The sequence below is a fragment of the Desulfoferrobacter suflitae genome, from assembly GCF_022603395.1.
GTDB lineage: Bacteria > Desulfobacterota > Syntrophobacteria > Syntrophobacterales > Syntrophobacteraceae > Desulfoferrobacter > Desulfoferrobacter suflitae.
On sequence record NZ_JAIBKA010000004.1, the window covers coordinates 303246 to 321411 of the forward strand.

14 protein-coding genes, 2 pseudogenes and 1 riboswitch are annotated in these 18166 nt (G+C 56.2%); of the genes and pseudogenes, 7 read left to right on the forward strand and 9 right to left on the reverse strand.

The features are described from left to right. Positions 1–3 precede the first annotated feature (3 nt). The 3 genes from K1V27_RS08970 (at position 4) to K1V27_RS08980 (ending at position 4095) form a co-directional block, all read left to right on the forward strand. Positions 4–1326 carry a DUF190 domain-containing protein gene (locus K1V27_RS08970; protein ID WP_258929441.1) on the forward strand — a complete coding sequence of 441 codons (1323 nt, stop codon included), beginning with the start codon at positions 4–6 and terminating at the stop codon, positions 1324–1326. A 130-nt stretch (positions 1327–1456) separates the two neighbouring features. After that, positions 1457–2734, forward strand: a complete 1278-nt coding sequence (gene eno, locus K1V27_RS08975; protein ID WP_258929449.1) for a phosphopyruvate hydratase — start codon at positions 1457–1459, stop codon at positions 2732–2734. 77 nt (positions 2735–2811) lie between these two features. Further along, entirely contained in the window at positions 2812–4095 is a 1284-nt protein-coding gene (locus K1V27_RS08980; RefSeq protein ID WP_258929451.1) for an MFS transporter, read from the forward strand. Between the two features lie 193 nt (positions 4096–4288). Here the strand turns inward: K1V27_RS08980 and K1V27_RS08985 are convergent, their stop codons facing one another. Both K1V27_RS08985 and K1V27_RS08990 read right to left on the reverse strand, forming a co-directional pair. Continuing rightward, positions 4289–4588: a hypothetical protein gene (locus K1V27_RS08985; protein ID WP_258929457.1), complete on the reverse strand. Its 300-nt coding sequence runs from the start codon at positions 4586–4588 to the stop codon at positions 4289–4291. A 213-nt stretch (positions 4589–4801) separates the two neighbouring features. Further along, positions 4802–6583, reverse strand: coding sequence for a dynamin family protein (locus tag K1V27_RS08990; RefSeq protein WP_258929460.1), 1782 nt, complete (start codon positions 6581–6583; stop codon positions 4802–4804). Positions 6584–6721: 138 nt separating this feature from the next. Further along, positions 6722–6788: riboswitch (Fluoride riboswitch) on the reverse strand. Positions 6789–7009: 221 nt separating this feature from the next. Here K1V27_RS08990 and K1V27_RS08995 point away from each other — a divergent pair. Beyond that, on the forward strand, positions 7010–8230 hold the full coding sequence (locus K1V27_RS08995; protein ID WP_258929467.1) for an anion transporter: 1221 nt from the start codon (positions 7010–7012) through the stop codon (positions 8228–8230). A 240-nt stretch (positions 8231–8470) separates the two neighbouring features. On the opposite strand, the gene K1V27_RS09000 is transcribed toward K1V27_RS08995, so the two are convergent. The 4 genes from K1V27_RS09000 to K1V27_RS09015 form a co-directional block, all read right to left on the reverse strand. Continuing rightward, positions 8471–9463: an inorganic phosphate transporter gene (locus K1V27_RS09000; RefSeq protein ID WP_258929474.1), complete on the reverse strand. Its 993-nt coding sequence runs from the start codon at positions 9461–9463 to the stop codon at positions 8471–8473. 10 nt (positions 9464–9473) lie between these two features. Then, entirely contained in the window at positions 9474–10100 is a 627-nt protein-coding gene (locus K1V27_RS09005) for a TIGR00153 family protein (RefSeq protein ID WP_258929475.1), read from the reverse strand. A gap of 1 nt (position 10101) precedes the next feature. Next, the gene (locus K1V27_RS09010) at positions 10102–10494 is read right to left on the reverse strand and encodes a CBS domain-containing protein (protein WP_258929483.1); all 393 of its coding nucleotides are present in this window, start codon (positions 10492–10494) and stop codon (positions 10102–10104) included. Positions 10495–10901: 407 nt separating this feature from the next. Then, positions 10902–11825 carry a class A beta-lactamase-related serine hydrolase gene (locus K1V27_RS09015; protein WP_258929485.1) on the reverse strand — a complete coding sequence of 308 codons (924 nt, stop codon included), beginning with the start codon at positions 11823–11825 and terminating at the stop codon, positions 10902–10904. A 272-nt stretch (positions 11826–12097) separates the two neighbouring features. Here K1V27_RS09015 and hcp point away from each other — a divergent pair, with 272 nt between their 5' ends. From hcp to K1V27_RS09030, 3 genes are all read left to right on the forward strand, one after another. Continuing rightward, positions 12098–13726, forward strand: coding sequence for a hydroxylamine reductase (hcp, locus tag K1V27_RS09020; protein WP_258929486.1), 1629 nt, complete (start codon positions 12098–12100; stop codon positions 13724–13726). Between the two features lie 222 nt (positions 13727–13948). Then, positions 13949–15136: an anaerobic nitric oxide reductase flavorubredoxin gene (locus K1V27_RS09025; protein WP_258929487.1), complete on the forward strand. Its 1188-nt coding sequence runs from the start codon at positions 13949–13951 to the stop codon at positions 15134–15136. 152 nt (positions 15137–15288) lie between these two features. Next, entirely contained in the window at positions 15289–15480 is a 192-nt protein-coding gene (locus K1V27_RS09030) for an AbrB/MazE/SpoVT family DNA-binding domain-containing protein (protein ID WP_258929488.1), read from the forward strand. Positions 15481–15685: 205 nt separating this feature from the next. Here the strand turns inward: K1V27_RS09030 and K1V27_RS09035 are convergent, their stop codons facing one another. The 3 genes and pseudogenes from K1V27_RS09035 to K1V27_RS23155 form a co-directional block, all read right to left on the reverse strand. Beyond that, positions 15686–16726: a tellurite resistance/C4-dicarboxylate transporter family protein gene (locus K1V27_RS09035; protein WP_258929489.1), complete on the reverse strand. Its 1041-nt coding sequence runs from the start codon at positions 16724–16726 to the stop codon at positions 15686–15688. A gap of 3 nt (positions 16727–16729) precedes the next feature. After that, positions 16730–17537: pseudogene (locus K1V27_RS23230) on the reverse strand (hypothetical protein); the annotation flags it as partial. A gap of 68 nt (positions 17538–17605) precedes the next feature. Next, a pseudogene (locus tag K1V27_RS23155) lies at positions 17606–18166 on the reverse strand (nitrate reductase subunit alpha); the annotation flags it as partial.

Sequence of the window (18166 nt, forward strand, 5' to 3'; positions counted from 1 at the left end):
ATAATGCCGCTTGACTACAGCGTAATTGAAATTTTCACCAACGAAGAGGCACGTTGCCAGGGAAAGTCTTTGGGAACAGCCGTAGTCGATTATATCCGAGGGCTTAAGATTGCCGCCCGGTGCATCGTCACTCGAGGCATCGGAGGAGTTTTTGAGAACGGCGAAGTAGCCACCCAGAGCGTGCTGGTGCTCTCCTACAACATGCCCCTCAAGATCGAGATCATACTGCCTTCCGCAGCACTGGATGTGGTGCTGCCGGAGGTTGAGCAAATGGTCTGCGAGGGGATCGTTGCCGTGCGCACCATGCGGGTTCAGTCCCACAAAACCGAGCGGCGCCTGTTGCCAAGACATTTCCGGGTGAAAGATGTCATGACCCCCTCCCCAAAGAGTGTGACGCCATCCACTTCTCTCAAGGAAGTCGCTGAATTGCTGATGTCTTCAATTTTCACCGGAGCACCGGTGGTGGATAAGGACAATCGTCCCATTGGAATCATCACCCAGGGGGACCTCATCTATCGAGCGGGCATGCCGGTGAGGCTGGGGCTTCTGGCCGTATCGGATCAAGGCAAAGTGACCTCGGTGCTAAAATCCCTCGCACCCAAACAGACTCGAGAGGCCATGACCAGTCCCGCCGTCAGCATCTCCGAGGATGCTCCGGCAACTGAAGCCGTCAACCTGATGGTTCAAAAACAGGTCAAACGCCTGCCTGTGGTCGACAAACACGGGAAGCTGAGCGGAATGCTCTCGCGCCTCGACATTTTCCGCACCGTCATGCAGGAGTCTCCCAACTGGGAAACGTTCCGCGGGCAAAACATCCAGGTGAACAATCTGCGCGTGGTGGCCGACATCATGCGCCGGGACACCGTTGCCGTGCCGGCGGAGACCCCGGTGGAAGAGGTGCTGCGCGTCATCGACAAGAACGACATCCAGCGGGTGGCCGTAGTCGACCAGGATAAAACGTTTCTTGGCCTGATATCGGATCGGGATCTGCTGACTGCATTCACCGACTATCATCCGGGCATCTGGGATTATTTCATAAGCTGGATGCCGTTCAGCGAGCGTGGAAGAGCCAAGAAGGGGTTAAACCTGCATTTGCGATTGCGCACTGCCGCCGAGGTGATGAGGACCAAACTCATCACCGTGCGCGAAGATACCCCTATCGAAGACGCCATTCGCCTGATGACCGAAAAGGCGCTCAAGCGCTTGCCGGTGCTCGACGCCGATGGAAAGTTCAAAGGAATGATCAGCCGCGATGCGCTGCTCAGGAGCGGCTTCGGATACCCAGAGAGCAATATTCGCCTTCTATCTGAAAGTGGTGATCAATAATAATGATTCGAATCAGTTACTCATCACACATGTGCATGTTTCGTTGCGATTGTTTCGGTCATGGGGGTGAGTAAGTCCGACGTGAAATGCCAGTAATGCGATGCCAATATCAAAATTGAAGGAGACCATCATGAGATTCGCCATTCAATCCGTCGCTGCTCTAGAAATTTTGGACTCGCGCGGCAACCCCACCATTCGCGTGCGGGTGACACTCGATAACGGCGCAACCGGAGCGGCATCCGTCCCTTCAGGTGCATCCACGGGAGAAAACGAAGCCGTTGAATTGCGCGATGGTGACAAGCGACGCTATGGCGGCAAGGGAGTACTCAAAGCCGTTGCCAATGTAAATGATGTGATTGCGCCTCAAATAATCGGCAGGGACCCCAAGCGACAGGCAGAGCTTGATCGTCTGCTGATCGACCTTGACGGAACTGCCAACAAAGAAAACCTTGGAGCGAACGCTATCCTTGGCGTCTCCATGGCGGTGGCGCGGGCCGCCGCGGCAGCCTCCGGCCTTCCGCTCTACCTCTATCTTGGCGGCCCCGGTGCTTTTCGCATCCCCATGCCCATGATGAACATCTTAAATGGCGGCAAGCACGCGGACAACAGCGTCGATTTCCAGGAGTTCATGGTGATGCCCGTCGGTGCTCCAAACTTTGCCGAAGCCTTGCGCTACGGCACCGAGACTTTTCATGCCTTGAAAGGTATCCTCAAGCGAAAGGGCTACAGCACAAGTGTCGGCGATGAAGGTGGATTTGCCCCCAATCTCAAGAGTAATGATGAAGCCTGCGAGGTGATCCTGGAAGCCATCGAAGCAGCCGGATACACACCCGGAAAGGACATCGCCATTGCGCTCGATCCGGCGGCAAGCTCCTTTTTTGAAGCCGGCAGCTACAACCTCAGTAAATCCGGGCAAGGGAAGAAAAGCAGCGCCGAGATGACCAAGCTCTACTGCAACTGGGTTGATAAATACCCGATCGTTTCCATCGAAGACGGCCTTGATGAAAACGACTGGGAAGGCTTCCGCGAGCACACGGCGGTGCTCGGCGACAAGATTCAGATCGTGGGAGATGACATCTTTGTGACCAACACCCGCTTTATCGAGCGCGGCATTCGAGAAAAAACGAGCAACGCCGCCCTCATCAAGCTCAACCAGATCGGCACCATCACCGAAACCATCGAAGCGATCGCATTGTGCCGCAAGGCGGGCTGGGGCATTGTCGTCTCGCATCGCTCGGGGGAGACCGAAGATCCCTTCATCGCCGATTTCACCGTGGCCATGGGGGGTGGACAGCTCAAAACCGGTTCGGTCTGCCGGAGCGAACGCATCGTCAAGTACAACCGGCTGCTTGAAATCGAGGCCGAATTGGGGCGCGCGGCGATTTTTGGCAATCCATTGGGCGATTGATGCTTGAACAACCGGCTCCGCCTGCAGCTCAAGCTGAACATGATCTTCCACGACTCAAGGATACGATTGGAGCCAGAATGGATCGCAATGCGGACAAGGAAGGTGGAGATTCCATTGGCGGATGGCTGAATCGCAATGTGCTTCTGTTTGGCTTGACCAGTTTGTTGAGTGATTTTTGCCATGAAATGGCCACTGCCATTTTGCCGCAGTTCATGCGCACCATAGGGGCATCTGCGGCGGTACTGGGATTCATTGAGGGGGTAGCCGACGCCCTCTCGAGCTTCCTCAAGCTGGGCGCCGGCTACCAAAGTGATAAGATCGGCCACCGCAAGACGTGGACAGCCATCGGCTACTTGCTTACGGCTATCGGCAAGCCTCTTTTTGCTTTCGCTTTCGCCTGGCCGCTAATTCTCATCGGCCGCGTGGTGGCCTGGCTTGGCCGCGGCATCAGAGGCCCGCTGCGCGACGCCATGCTGGCTGAATCAGTGCCCTCCAGGTATCGCGGCAAAGCCTTCGGGTTTCATCGGGCAGGAGATACAGCCGGTGCGGTACTCGGCCCTCTGGCGGCATTCGCCCTGCTCAGCCTGCTGGCACGGCATCCCGCTTTTGTTCAGACCCTGGGCCGCTGGGTGCCGTTTTTTGCGGATGCCCCCGGTGGATCGTTCCGCATCATTTTTCTACTGAGTCTGATACCAGGGCTTCTCTCGGTGGTGACTTTTCTTTTGGTGAAGGAAAAGAGGCGCACACCGAATCACGAGCTCGATTTCATCGGTGCCATCCGCTCAATGCCCAAGGATTATCGATACTTCCTCTTAGGAGTCGGGCTGTTTGGCATGGCCGACTTTGCACCGACGCTCATGATCCTTCGCGCCTCAACGGTCCTTGAGCCGCAACTGGGAATACTCGAAGCCGCGCGCATCGCGGCACTGCTTTACCTGCTTCGCAATGCCGTCTACGCGGCGGCATCTTATCCCATCGGCGCATTGTGCGACCGCTTCTGCCGCAGCCGCACTCTTGCCGTCGGCTACGGGATCGGTGCCATCACCTTCTTCGGTTTTGCGGTTGCGCTTCCGGCCCTCTGGTGGTTTACTCTTTGCTTTGCCTCGGCGGGCTTGTTTATCGCTTGGGAGGACACTGTGGAGGGTGCGGCGGTACGGGACTTTGTCGGTGAATCCCTTGCCGGAACCGCCTACGGGTTGCTCGGGGTGGTCAACGGGTTGGGTGATTTTATCTCGAGTTTTGTGGTCGGCATGCTGTGGACTCTGGCGAGCCCTGCATGGGGCTTCAGCTATGCGGTCATCGTCGCGGTTGGCGGGACTGCCCTCATGGGCACCATCCGCTGCCGTCCCGCAGCGAAATAGCCGCACTCCGATCTATCTCCCAGAAGTCAGGACGCCCCTCACTCACAGAGACCGCATCTCGACTAATCTTCCTGCAAAATTGTGGGGACGGGCGGAGCCTGAACAAAAGGCCCGGCGGATCCATCCAACGCTCTTTCAGGCTCGGCCGCATCCCGGCTTTTTTCTCGGCATTCGATTTGACGCCTTCTCTGTTCTATGTTTTCTGCTCTTCAACCGCCTCCCAGTTGGTTTCAAAGGTCGTGTCATGGAGGGTGTAAGCATAGCCCATCATTTTTCCAATTCCGGGCAGCACCCCCGGTTTGATCTTCCAATAACAAAGATAGATTGCGGGAACCATTCGTGGATCGCCGCTCTCCGGGTCATCCGATGTGCTTTGCCAGACTTCCCGTTTTTCCATGACTCGCCAAAGAGTCCCGTACTTTTTGCTGCGGACGGTTTGCCCCACCCGCGGCAGATGTTTTTCGCGCAAAACATCATCGTGTGTTTCCATCATGGCCTCATCTCCTCGGGAGTTCTCCCCTCTAAGAGTGTGTCAAAAAACACCACCCTGTGGTCACCCCGGCGAAGGCCGGGGTCCAGGCAGTCTCACAATACCTCTGGATTCACCACCTCACCGTCGCGCCTTGCAACACCGTACTCGAGCGCCGGCTCACGCCCAAAAATCGTCCATACAAAGTGAGGGCAGGCAAGAAATCCTCCGGCGGCGTTAAAGCTCGTCAAGCGACCTCTTGAGCCCGTGGAAACTGTTCTTGAGGGTCTCAACTCTACTCCATTGTTGGTTCAGTTGCTTATCCAACTGCTTCACTTCTGAAGCGCCGGCTTTTTTCATTTCCATCGCTTTTTGTAAGGCTTGACGGATGCTGTCGGCGGTGGCATCGATTTTCGCATTGAGGTTCCAGCGGAACTTGAGAAAGCTCTGCTGGATGCGGTACTTGAAGTCACCGCGCACCCGGCCGCAGTTGGCATCAATTCGCGCCGGCAGCTTCTTGAGAATGTCCTTCAACACCATCGTTTGGGAAATGCTTTTGGGCAACAGTCGATGAGACAAAAAGTCCAGCGCCCCCTCGATATCGAAAAAGCGCGGTTGGTCGCCCAGAAGATAATAAAAACGAGTTTCACTGCTGATGGCCTCATCACTCGATACCCGCTCAACGGCGACATCGAACAGCCTGGCGGAGGCAACCTGCAAGTTTTCAATGATTTCGTTAGCACGGTCGGAAAAGCGTTTGGATATTTTCCTGTACTCCTCATTGATCCGCTCCTCCTGACGTACGATCCATTCGTCGAAGGTGTGCACGACTCCCTCACGCAGAGTGTTTTCCATCAGTTTGACGTACTCCGTAGTCGGCAAGCGGCGGTTGCTTTCCCCGGTCTTCTGCAGGTCCTGCAGCAATTCCGGCATCCGGTCTTTGCGAAATCGATCCATGTCGCGATCCAGAAAATCCATCAGCCTCTTAATTTCTCCTTCATAGAGGTAGTCGTTGTCGTGCTTTTGCTCCAGGATTCGTTTGAGCTCCTTGTCGAACAGCTGGATCTTTTCCTCCAAATCTTTTACAGGAGTAGCCACGGCCTTTTGTTCGAGCTTGATGGCAAACTCCTCATCTGCAAGATACTTGAGGCCGCTTTGCAATACCGATTGAAGCAGAACCTTGCCCTTTTCCCGAGTCAGAAATTCCCCCAGCACCCGGTCGAATTCCGGCAAAAAGCTGCGGTGCAGTTTTTCTTCATCCTCGTTCAATTTGCCTTCCAGAGCGAGCTTTGCCGAAAGCGGGTAAATGCGCACTTTCCCGTCTCCCAGGGCTTCTTCGATGACTGTCTTGGAGAAGTTCATGGATTCCAGGCGATCCGACTCATCCAGGTAGTCGATCTTATTTTGGATAAAGAAGATCTTTTCAACATATTGTTTGACATCTTTTAGAAAATCGATTTCCGCCCGGCTGATGGGCGGGTCCACGGCCAAAAGAAACAGGGCGGCGTCGACTTTGGGAAGGAAATTATAGGTGACCTGAGTGTTATCGGAGAAAATCGATCCAACCCCCGGTGTATCGATGATATGCACGCCATCCTTCAGGTACGACGACGGATAAGTGATGTGCACCTGCATGACGTTCTTCTCGTTCCCTGGATTGCCTTTTTCGGTGACATAATCCACCAATTCATCGCGAGGCACACACCGCTTGTCCCCGTTTTGGAAGAACACCTCGATGCATTCCTCACCCCCGTAACTTAGAATAGTGACAATAGAGGTGAGGGGAACAATGGCGGTTGGTAGCAACCGGGTTCCGAGCAGGCTGTTAATGAACGTGCTTTTGCCCCGCTTGAACTGGCCTAAAACCACCAGATAGAATCTATTTTCCACCAGTTTGCGGCTGATATCTTCCACGCTGTCCCGGATGTTCTGATCTTTCCGCAGTTCTGCCAGGCCCTTCAGGTCATTAAGCGCGACAAGCAGATCCTGGCGCCGATGTCTAAACAGGTCGAGCATCATGGCCAATCCTCCTGGAGCAAAAAACCCAGCACGGTATAACCGGCGCGGGATGTTATCTTGTCCCCCAAAATAAAAAACCCCCTCCGGCCTTGCCAGATGGGGTATTCGTCTCGGTGAACTTAGACTTCCACCCCAACTGATGGAGTAGAAGTCATCATCCCGGAGCTCATGGGCAGTTCAGGCAGACTTCATTGCCTTGATGTTTCTTTTATTTTCTAGCCGATCATCGCCTCCGTGTCAACCGCATTGTTTAATCTTGAATTTTTGATCACTTCATGGTGCCACTTGGATTGCCGGCGGCACTGGGCACAGTGAAAACGTTCATTGAGGATCAGGGAGATCCATTACGCTCTTGTGTTCGCCAATGAAAACCGGTAAATAGCTGCCCGAGCTTTTGATCATTTAAACATTCTGGGAGCGGACCGCGTGGATGGGACAGTAGCGGCGGTATTTGGTTTCGTCTACTTTGGCATGATCCTTGGGAGAATTCCCGGGCTGGCACTGGACCGCACCGGGATCGCGTTGCTTGGAGCCATCTTCCTGCTTGCAACCGGGAAACTCCAGCCGGAAGACGCCTGGCGCTCCATCGATGTGCCGACTATTGCCCTGCTGCTCGGCCTCATGGTGGTCTCGGCCCAATTCCGGTTGGGCGGCTTTTACGCCCACCTGACCCGCCGTCTGGGCGCAATGGAGGTTTCACCTGCCCTGTTCCTGGCGCTTCTCATTTTATGTGCGGGTTTTCTTTCGGCGCTGCTGGCAAACGATATTGTCTGTTTAGCCATGACTCCCGTTTTGGTGGAAGGGTGCGCCAGGCGAGGTCTCGACCCCGTTCCCTTTCTTCTGGCGCTCGCCTGCGCCGCCAATGTGGGTTCGGCGGCGACTTTGATCGGCAATCCGCAAAACATGCTCATCGGCCAAACCCTTAAGCTATCGTTTGCCGCTTACCTTTTCGATGCCGCCATCCCGGTCCTCCTGGGACTTGCCGCCGTGTGGTGGGTGATCCATCAAAAGGCGCGGGGCAACTGGTACAGGGAAACCCCCGTCCCAATGATCGAAGCACCTCCGTTCAATGCCTGGCAGACCGGCAAGGGGTTGGTCGTTTTGACCGTGCTGATTGCGCTCTTTCTTTTTTCCCGCCTGCCGCGTGATGTGCTGGCCCTGGCAGCCGCGGGCTGGCTGCTCTCAAGCCGCCGCATGGCTTCAAGAAAAATATTGGGGCTGGTGGACTGGCAGTTGCTGGTCCTGTTCTCCGGTCTTTTCATCGTTAACCATGTTCTGGCAGCATCCGGAATGCTGGCCGGCATCATGTCGGCGCTCCGTTCTGCAGGCATCAATATCCATAATCCCGGATGGTTGTTTGCGGTAACCGTATTCCTTTCCAACCTGGTTTCCAATGTACCGGCAACCATGCTGTTGCTGCCGGCCGCGGTGCACCCGATGGCCGGCCCCATTCTGGCTCTGGCAAGCACCCTGGCTGGAAATCTTTTCATTGTCGGAAGCATCGCCAACATCATCGTCATCGAGCAAGCCAGAAGCCTTGACATTCATATCCGCTGGTCGGATCACGCACGAATAGGAATCCCGGTGACCTTGATTTCCCTGGCGTTTGCTGCAGCATGGCTGTGGCTGAGATCGGCAGCAGGATAAACCGGACGACCTCTCAATCTTTAAAGGTTGAGGACTGTCTTGGACAATCCGGCAACTTGCATCTTTTCAGGCAATTTTCTCGACATCCCGTTCCTCTTTCGCAAAACTCGTTCAATCATGAATTCGAGCAGCCACATCATAGGCAAGGCGAACAGTTCGGCGGCAAAACCGATATGGATCATGCGAAGCGACCATCGTGAAGCTTGACGGTTTCAGCCGGGGCCATGGGCGGGCTCAGTTTCAATAGCGGAAAAAATAGATGTCCCACGTGCTGTTCAAAAGCGACCAAACCCAGTCCTCCCGGGTTATCGCCCTGGTGAGGCAAAAACACAGCAGGAACGCCGCTGCCGGCGCCACCACCCAGCTTGCCGCAATTTTCTTGAGCAGATCCGTGCGCACTGTACCCATCCCTTTGAGGACACCGACAGCGACGATTCCTCCAATGATGCAGTAGGTGGTGGAAATGGGCATCCCGAACGTGGTGAAGACCAGGACCGAAGCCGCGGCACCGAACTGTGCGGCAAATCCCGAGAAGGGATCAAGCGGGGTGATGCCTTTGCCCACCGTCTCTATCACCCGCGAGCTCAACAGGGCGGCTCCCAGGAACAACAGCGCAGAACCCCCGAAGGAAGCCTGCATGGGACTGAGCAAGCCGGAATAGACCGCTCCACCCAGAACCGTGGCCAGTTCGTTGGCACCGGTGTTATAGGAAATCAAGACGGCATTCATGAGCAGCAAGACATTGAGAATTCGCTCTACTACAAAGACAGGCAATTTCGCCAGAGTCTTTTCCATAACCCTGTAGATGACAAAGGCACACAGGAAGGCGCTCAGCGGTGAAACGACCCATGAGAGAGCAATGTGGAGCAGCGAATCCATATGGACTTCTATTCCGGAAGCTGCACCGGCGCCCGTCAGGCTGCCCACGATCACCTGGTGCGAAGAAAGGGGCAGCTTCCTCCAATTGGCCGTGATGATGAGCAGCGCGGACACGACCAGAGCCACTCCCAGCACGGAAATGTTGACCTCCAGCAAATCCCTGCCGACCGTTTTCATCACCTTCTGGCCCTGCAGGAGGATGCCCAGCAGCATCCACGGCCCGAACAGGAGAAGCGCCCTGGCGAACCTCATGATGCCGCACCCCACACAGATACCGAGGGCGTTGGAGGTGTCGTTGGAGCCGACCACAAAGGCGATGCAGACGCACCCAATCAGAGGAATCCATTCAATCATGATACCGGTTCTACTTCATGCTCACATTGATGATATCCAGGCAGTCGCTCGCATCCTCTATCTCGTCACTGATACCCACCAGATTGGATATGAAATCGGAAAGCGCTTTCCCTTCCCAAAAGTCCTGCACCCTAATTCCCCGCAGGACTTTGCTGATATAAACCTTCATGTCATCTACTTTTTTCTCGTAGATCCTGATCGCCAGCGTTTTGTCCTTGAGGGCTTCGCCCTTGAGCATGGCCTGAAACGTAATGTACAGCATTTCAGCCATCCTCAAGTTGAGGACCGCGATGCGGGTGCATTCATAAAGGATTTCGCCCTCGAGGACCAGGTCGCGATAATAGCGCGACGCAGCCTTGAGCAGGTCGAAAACCTCATCGACGGTCTCCACAAATTTCAGAAGATTCGGGCGGAGATAGGGCAGAAATGCGCCTTCGTAAATGTTGCCGATGATTTCCCGCCGAACAATGTCCCCTTCACGCTCGAGGTCTCCCACCGTCTCCATCAGCCTGAAATCCCTTTTCTCCAACGCTTCGCGGAAGGCCTCACAGGCGGAACACAAGAGCTGCACGTGCCGGGTCATATGGTCGAGCGCCTTCTGTTCCTTCTTGCCGAATGAGAGCAGTTCTTTGAACATGTCATTTCCTCGCCCTTAAAATGAGGCTGCTTTGCATGGCATCGATCAGGGAAAAAACCCCCAAAATCTGCTCTCCCTCACACACGAAAACGCGCGCCACACCCTTCTCTTCCATGATACTGGCTGCATCCAGCACACTGGTCCCCTTCGCCATGCAATACAAGGGTCTCGATGCAATTTCCGCCACTCTCACGGACCCCGGATCAAGGTGCTTGGCGAGAACCCTGAAGACCACATCGCGCGCTGTGACCACGCCCGGCATCTTCTCGCGCTTTGAGGGCTTCACCACCAGGGACCTGATGCGTTTGTCAACCATCCGTTCGATGGCGTCATAAACGCTTGCATCCCCATCGATATACTCCACTTTACTGGTCATAAATTCCTGGACTTCCATCGCCTCCTCCAATCAGTGTTTTTCTACTCACGGTTCACCGCCACCCTGGTCGGCAAATAACGCACATGTTCATATAGAAACCAGCAAGATCAGCGGCAGTACAGACTACCATGGCATTCACCGGCCCTCGCCGCGCGCCGCAAAGATGGGCGAACGCACATAATTCGAGTGCGTCGAGTTCCCATAGACACAGAAGTTGCTGCGTCACATTGCCGGAAACGCGGAAAGCGCACCTTGCACCGGCAAGATGATTTGTATCGGGCTGCGCCGGTGTAACAAGCGTACTCAAAGGGCCGCCAGTTGCACTCTAAATCAGAAGGTTGTGCGGCGGGCACGGCGGAACGAACGGGGCAGTCAGTCAATTTGCCAATCGGCTCCCGGCGTCGCAGGGTGTAAGGGCTTGCCGCTCACCCTGCCAGGTTGAGGCGCCGCCGCATGCAGTCATAAACCAGGGCGGAGACTTCCCGGATGACATTGCCGCGGTCCCGCATCCAGGCGCCGTAATTGCGTGCACGACGATTTTTTTGGATGATGCCGATAAAGGTATATGGACAGGGTTTGCCGTTGCAGTCCCTGGCCACCAGCAGGCCCATGTCTCCACATAAGTGAGCGGTAGTGCCGCTTTTGTGATAGAGCTTGACATCTGCAGGCAGTACTGCGTCCCTGATGCGGTTGCGGCTGGGCATCCCCATGTAGTGCATGATCTCACTGGCATGCGGCAGCCGGTCGTGGTGCATGGCGTAGAGGAAACGGCTGTAATCGTGAGCCGAAGCCTTATTGCGATAAGTCCGGCCGTTTTTGGGAATGTATTCAACGATGGAGGTCTGCTGGAAGATGCCGCCCGCATAGCGCTTGAGTACCCGCTCGACCTCGCGCGGCCGCTGATTCACCGGTCGATTGCCCCCTACCCGGTTGATGAAAAAATTTGAGGCCGCATTGTCACTGTCCCGGATCATCGCCTGCATTTTCAGCCGAACCTGTCTATCGTAAGGGTAGCGCCACTGGTTCTCCTGGTGGCGAAAGAAATAGGCCTGGGCCAAGAACGGTTTGATCATGCTGGCCGCCTGCAGGGGCCGATTTTCATTGATCGAAACCAGCTTCTGACCGGTCGTGAAATCATAGACCGACCATGCGGTGATCTCGTCCGCTGGGACGCGCCCGGTCCGGCGCAGCTTTCGAACGTAGCTGTTCACTTGCTGGTTGAGTGCCCCTCTGTGATCGGCGAACACCGGTAGCGGCGAGCAGCACAGCAGCCCGGTGGCAGCCGCACCGCCGAGCACTTGCAGGAAATGCCTGCGGGTCATGAGCTCTGGTGGATGGATTCGTGACATAACGCCTTACCTCTTTACCCGAAAATTCACAACAGCGATGAAAGTGGACCGGGAAGGCCCTTTGGCTGCGTCAGCAGTCCGTAAAATACCACGATCACCGGGCGAATTTAAGTGAATTCGAAGCTCGCTGCCGCCTTGACTTGCCTAAGGCGGTTTAATCTTGACTTAAATCAAAGCATCCATTTTAAGAAAAGATTAATGTCTGTCTTTGTGTTGCTCAGAGTCCCCCAAAACGATGCACTTTTCAGAACCGGACAAAAAAGGAGAACCTCATGTTTTGTTTCCAGTGTGAACAAACGGCTAAAGGTGAAGGCTGCACCAAGATCGGCGTGTGTGGAAAGCAACCCGACGTGGCCGCCCTGCAGGACCTTCTCGTGCATGCCCTGAAAGGGCTGTCGTTGTATGCCGTGGAAGGCCGAAAAGTAGGGGTGACCGATGCGGAGGTCAATACCTTCACCTGTGAGGCCACCTTTTCCACCTTGACCAACGTGGACTTCGACCCGCAGCGCTTTGTGCAGTTGATCGACCGCTGCGTGCAACTGCGCGAGGCTCTCAAAGAAAAGGTTCGTGCCACAGGCGGCAGGGTCGATTTCACCCAGGCGGCCGCCACCTTCAAACCCGATCGGACCCTGGACGCACTGGTCAAGCAGGGCGAGGCGGTCGGCATCAAGTCGGAACCCGACCTCAATGCGGATATCCTTTCCCTTCGGGAAACGCTGGTCTACGGACTCAAGGGCGTTGCCGCCTACGCGGACCACGCGCACATCCTCGGGCAGGAAGACGAAGCGGTGTATGCCTTTATTCACGAAGGGCTGGCCGCAACGCTCGATGCAAATCTCGGCCTGGAGGACTGGGTCAAGTTGGTTCTGCAATGCGGTGAGGTGAATCTGCGCGCCATGGAACTGCTGGACGCGGCCAACACCGGAGTCTACGGTCATCCGGTTCCGACCCGGGTGCCCCTTGGCGCCAAGCCTGGCAAAGCCATCCTGGTTTCGGGCCATGACCTCAAGGACCTGGAAATTTTGCTTAAGCAGACCGAAGGCAAGGGCATCAACGTGTACACTCACGGTGAAATGCTGCCCTGTCACGGCTACCCCGAGCTCAAGAAATATCCCCATTTCTACGGCCACTTCGGCACCGCCTGGCAGAATCAGACCAAAGAATTTGCCGAATTTCCGGGAGCCATCCTGATGACCACCAACTGCATTCAAAAGCCGCGCGAATCGTATCAGGAGAATATTTTCACCACCGGCCTGGTGGGCTGGCCCGGGGTGACCCACATCGCCGACAAGGATTTCGCCCCGGTCATTGAAAAGGCCCTTGCCCTGCCCGGGTTCAAGGAAGCCACCAACGGTCGTCAGGTGATGTGCGGATTCGGCAGAAACGCGGTCCTGGGCGTCGCCGACAAGGTGGTCGAAGCGGTGAAAAGCGGCGCCATCCGCCACTTCTTTCTGGTAGCCGGGTGCGACGGCGCCAAGCCGGGACGCAACTATTACACGGAATTTGTGGAAAAGGTCCCCAAAGACTGCGTGGTCTTGACCCTGGCGTGCGGCAAGTTTCGCTTCTTCGACAAGAACCTGGGCGACATCGGCGGCATCCCGCGGCTGTTGGACATCGGCCAGTGCAATGACGCCTACTCGGCCATCCAAATCGCCGTGGCCCTGTCCAAAGCCTTCAATGTCGGGGTGAACGAGCTGCCCCTTTCCATGATCCTTTCCTGGTACGAGCAGAAGGCGGTGGCCATCCTGCTCACCCTGCTGCACCTCGGCATCAAAGGGATCCGTCTGGGTCCGTCGCTGCCCGCCTTCATCACGCCCAACGTGCTCGATGTGCTGGTCAAAAATTTCGACATCAAGCCCATCACCACCCCCGACGAGGATTTGAAAGCCATCCTGGGTTAAGGCCCGCCGGGGGGGGACAATCTGTCGTTGGTTCAAGTCTCCGACTTGAACCAACGGGGAGGCTGGGGACTCCGCCATTCCCGCGGTGAACCGCTACGAAATTTTCAGTGCAAAACACTATGACACGGGCTCAGCCGGCGTCATAACTTGACGGGACATCGCGCTTTGAGCCGGCATCAATCACTCCAAGCCGTAATGCACCAAAACAATCGGAGGATCAAAATGAGCTTCAATATTCGCGATCAGATCGCCTGGGTCGGTAAAATCGACTGGGAACTGCGAAAATTTCACGGAGAAGAATATTCCACCCATCGAGGCACCACCTACAATTCGTATCTCGTGCAGGACGAAAAGACGGTCCTCATCGACACGGTGTGGGAACCGTTCAGCCGGGAATTCCTGGAGAACCTCAGAAGACGGATCGATCTCAAGAAAATCGATTTGATCGTAGCCAACCATGCCGAAATCGATCACAGCGGCGGCCTCGCCGATCTGCTGCGGGAAATTCCCGATACCCCCATCTATTGCACGGCAAACGGGCTCAAATCGTTCAAAGGGCTTTTCCACCAGGACTGGAATTTCAAGCCGGTAAAAACCGGGGAGAAGGTTTCCATCGGTTCGCGCGACCTGGTTTTCATCGAAGCCCCCATGCTCCACTGGCCGGACAGCATGTTCTGCTATCTGACCGGGGACAACATTTTGTTCAGCAACGATGCCTTCGGCCAGCATTACGCTTCCGAGCTCATGTACAACGACCTGGTCGATCGAACCGAGCTCTACCAGGAATGTATCAAGTATTACGCCAACATCCTGACACCGTTCAGCAAGCTGGTGGACAGGAAGATCAAGGAAGTCGTGGCCATGAACGTACCCGTGGACATGATCTGCACCAGCCACGGAGTCATCTGGCGCGACGATCCGCTCCAGATCGTGAACCAATATGCCCAATGGGCCGACGATTACCAGGAAAACCAGATCTCGCTGCTGTACGATTCCATGTGGCAGGGCACCAGAAAAATGGCCGAAGCCATCGCCGGAGGAATCCACGCAGCCGATGGAGACGTCACCATCAAACTGTTCAACACCGCCCGTTCCGACAAAAACGACGTGATCACGGAAGTCTTCAAGTCCAAAGCCATCCTTGTCGGGTCACCCACCATCAACAAGGGAATCCTCTCCTCCATCGCCGGCATTCTGGAGGAAATCCGCGGTCTCGGCTTCAAAAGGAAAAAGGCGGCGGCCTTCGGCGCCTACGGTTGGAGCGGCGAGTCCGTCAAGATGATCGTCCAGAAGCTCGAAGAAGCGGGCTTTGACATCGTCGGCGAAGGCATTCGCGAGATGTGGAATCCCGATGAGCCGGCGCTGGAACGGTGCACGTGCTTTGGCCGCGAACTGGCGGGCAAGCTGTGACGACAGGGTGACACGGGGACCAATCATCGTAGAGCAGGCTATACCTGTTGCACTATTTCCAACGTGCAAGACATTGACTCAATTGTATCATATTTTAGTGTCTGATTTATTCCGTGGATTCAATCAGACACTAACTTATCGAGGAGGATGTCATGGCTATGGTTACCGCTTCCTCACGGGGGCGGATCGTCATTGCCGGTGATATCCGCCGCCGGCTCAACATCACCCCGGGGAACAAGCTTCTGCTCAAAGTCGCAGGTGATCAGGCGGCTCGGTTATCCAACCTTTGCCGGATGATCCCATTGAGGCCTTCTGCGGTTAATTCAGTGAAGGCGATTCCTTGACCGAGGTCTTGATGGATAGCCGCCGGCGGGAGCGTGAGCGTGAATCCGCAAAGACTGCTTGACAGTTATGCTATTCTTGCCTACCTGAACCGGGAAGCGGGCGCAGAGAAGGTTTTCCGGGTCATGGCTGAGGCGAGGGATGCTCACAGACCGTTACTGATAAGCGAAATTGACGTCGGTGAGGTATACTATTTCCTCATCAGGATCAGGCCGTCAATAATTTCTGCTGTGAACGGGCCCAGCCCACAAAGGTGGCGCACCAGGCGAGCAGCGCCGCATAAATGAAATAGTTCGGGATGTGGAATAGAAAGTCGAGACCGGTCACCTGCGCCAGCCTGAATGTGCAGGTGGTGTACATCCCCAGCGGGAAGATCATTCCCCAGTACTGCGGCTCATAGGAGAATCCGCCTCGTCGAACGATGAAGCGCCAGGCCCCGAGCAGCAGCAGCAAAGGGATCCACCAGCTGGCGGTGGCCCAGAAAAAGACCGTGAGCCCCACGGTGAACGGCAGCAGGGGCAGAAGAAATGCCGAATGGGGACTGTTGGCCGCCAGGGTTGCCCCCGCCAGGGTGCTGATGGCGACCGCCCCCATGTTGATCCAGTAAGGATGGCTCAAGTCCTCCGGTTGCAAATGAAAAAACATGATGCGGTAAAAAATGAGGGTGATGATCATCAGGTAGAGCATGCAACCGATAGAGAACATGCAGAAAGAGAAAAAAATGGTGATTTCCGCCTCGATGGGCAAATGATTCGTCAGCAGACCACACAGGCTGGAAACCGATTGCGTTGCCACAACGGCAACCAGCCATACCCCGTTGATCCCCTCCTGCAGAGTCGGCTTGTCCGCCCGCACGGCAAATGCGGCAAAAACCATGTAGAGCAGCATGCCCCATAAGCCGAGCCCAGTCAGTAACAAAGCCAGGGCCGCGCTGTAGACTTCGCGCAGGATCACCAGTTGACTGCCCAGGATACAGGTCCCCGCCACCATGGTAAAAAACCCCACTCCCCGGCTGTGACTGCACAGGTCCGTATAAAACGCCCCCCGGAACAGCACCATGCGCGCCAGGTTCAGAAGCCACAGGCCGCAATAGAGGAAAACGTTCAGCCACAAGAGCAGCTTGGCGATGGACGGCAAGCCGAGAAAATGCGAGGCGATGGAAACGATCCCCGTTGACATGACCATGGCAAAATAGGCCGGAGGAAGACCCGCGATGGAAGATTTCAGGGCATCTGGTAGCGGTGACATGCTTTAATCTTCATACCATTGGACCTCCCGCGCCTTGCGCACTTCAATCACCTCGTCCCGCTGCGCCCCGGTGGGTCCGTAGTAGTTGAAGGCGTAGCTCAGCTGCGCATACCCGCCGATCATCTGGGTGGGCTTCATGAGGATGCGGGTGACGCTGTTGTGAGTGCCGCCTCGTTTGCCCGAAATCGTCGAGCCCGGGGTGTTGATGAGCCGCTCGAAGGTATACTTTTCCCCCTCTTCAGCGGCACTGAGATGGGTCAGGTGCAGCCCGGTTTTTTGTTCCATGGCGCGCCACGCCTTGACGGCGGTGCTGCCGTTGGTTTCGGGCGACAGCACCAAAATGGCTTCGGCCGCCTGCCGGGCCGTCGTCAAATCAGGCATCTGGCGGCTGATCCCGGCCTCGGCCACGGCTCCATTGCGCCTCTTGAGCTCCTCGTATTCTTCCTCCGCCTGCCAGCTGATTCCCTTGACGCCGATCCCGGGCTGCCGGACCAGCGGCCCCAGGGCGGTCATCATGCGAAAGGTGTCGGCATAGTCCCGGGTCACCACTTTGAGGTTCGGCATGGTCCGCCCCGGAACGGCTTCCACTTCGCCCTTTTTCCAATCCTTCACCCGGCCCAGCGGCTGCGCCCGTCTCGCCGGGGGAATCGTGCAGCAGGGGAAAAGCTACCAGGTCCTTTTGCACTCCCAAATGGTCCGTGGCCGGCCGTGAGAATTTCTCGGCGATGAATTTGAACTGGTCCCAGTTGGTTTTGGTTTCCCAGGGAGGCTCGATGGCCGGGTTGAAGGGGTGGATGAAGGGACGCAGGTCGTTGAATTGTTTGGCATAATCGTTGAAATACTGACACTGGCGGTCGATATAGAATTCCTTCACGATGGAATGGTGTCGACCAGCGCGGCGGCGATCAGGTCGGCCGCCTCATCCCAGGAGAGCCGAACGAAGCCGCCTTTGCCGCGTGCCTTCTTGTAGCGCGCCGATTGGTCCGGATCACGGGCAATGCTCTGCCAGGCGGCAACCGGGTCCGGGTGGGCGGCCACAGCCTGCTTCCACATGCGCCAGAGCTCCGAGCGGATGTAGGGGCGCTTGACCCGCACCGGGCTGTAGGTGTACCAGGAGTAAGTGGCTCCGCGCGGACAGCCGCGCGGTTCATAGTCCGGCAGATCCGGGCCGGTGCCCGGGTAGTCGGTCTTCTGCGTCTCCCAGACGATAATGCCGTCTTTCACATAGACATTCCAGGAGCACTAGCCGGTGCAGTTGAGCCCGTGGGTGGAGCGCACCACCTTGTCGTACTGCCAGCGCCTGCGATAGAGGTCCTCCCAGTCGCGCTCGCCGCACCTGAGCTCGGCCCAGCCTCCGGACAATTTTTCCTCACGGCATGGCTCACGGTCTCCCCGCCGGCGGAAAAAGCGCAGCGACGCAAGCAGCTTGTTCTTTCCCAT

What these genes read in the sequence shown, in the direction of transcription:
- K1V27_RS08970 (WP_258929441.1), top strand. Translation starts at nt 4, where the DNA reads ATGCCGCTTGACTACAGCGTAATTGAAATTTTCACCAACGAAGAGGCA.
- eno (WP_258929449.1), top strand. Translation starts at nt 1,457, where the DNA reads ATGAGATTCGCCATTCAATCCGTCGCTGCTCTAGAAATTTTGGACTCG.
- K1V27_RS08980 (WP_258929451.1), top strand. Translation starts at nt 2,812, where the DNA reads ATGGATCGCAATGCGGACAAGGAAGGTGGAGATTCCATTGGCGGATGG.
- K1V27_RS08985 (WP_258929457.1), bottom strand. Translation starts at nt 4,588, where the DNA reads ATGATGGAAACACACGATGATGTTTTGCGCGAAAAACATCTGCCGCGG.
- K1V27_RS08990 (WP_258929460.1), bottom strand. Translation starts at nt 6,583, where the DNA reads ATGATGCTCGACCTGTTTAGACATCGGCGCCAGGATCTGCTTGTCGCG.
- K1V27_RS09000 (WP_258929474.1), bottom strand. Translation starts at nt 9,463, where the DNA reads ATGATTGAATGGATTCCTCTGATTGGGTGCGTCTGCATCGCCTTTGTG.
- K1V27_RS09005 (WP_258929475.1), bottom strand. Translation starts at nt 10,100, where the DNA reads ATGTTCAAAGAACTGCTCTCATTCGGCAAGAAGGAACAGAAGGCGCTC.
- K1V27_RS09010 (WP_258929483.1), bottom strand. Translation starts at nt 10,494, where the DNA reads ATGGAAGTCCAGGAATTTATGACCAGTAAAGTGGAGTATATCGATGGG.
- K1V27_RS09015 (WP_258929485.1), bottom strand. Translation starts at nt 11,825, where the DNA reads ATGTCACGAATCCATCCACCAGAGCTCATGACCCGCAGGCATTTCCTG.
- hcp (WP_258929486.1), top strand. Translation starts at nt 12,098, where the DNA reads ATGTTTTGTTTCCAGTGTGAACAAACGGCTAAAGGTGAAGGCTGCACC.
- K1V27_RS09025 (WP_258929487.1), top strand. Translation starts at nt 13,949, where the DNA reads ATGAGCTTCAATATTCGCGATCAGATCGCCTGGGTCGGTAAAATCGAC.
- K1V27_RS09030 (WP_258929488.1), top strand. Translation starts at nt 15,289, where the DNA reads ATGGCTATGGTTACCGCTTCCTCACGGGGGCGGATCGTCATTGCCGGT.
- K1V27_RS09035 (WP_258929489.1), bottom strand. Translation starts at nt 16,726, where the DNA reads ATGTCACCGCTACCAGATGCCCTGAAATCTTCCATCGCGGGTCTTCCT.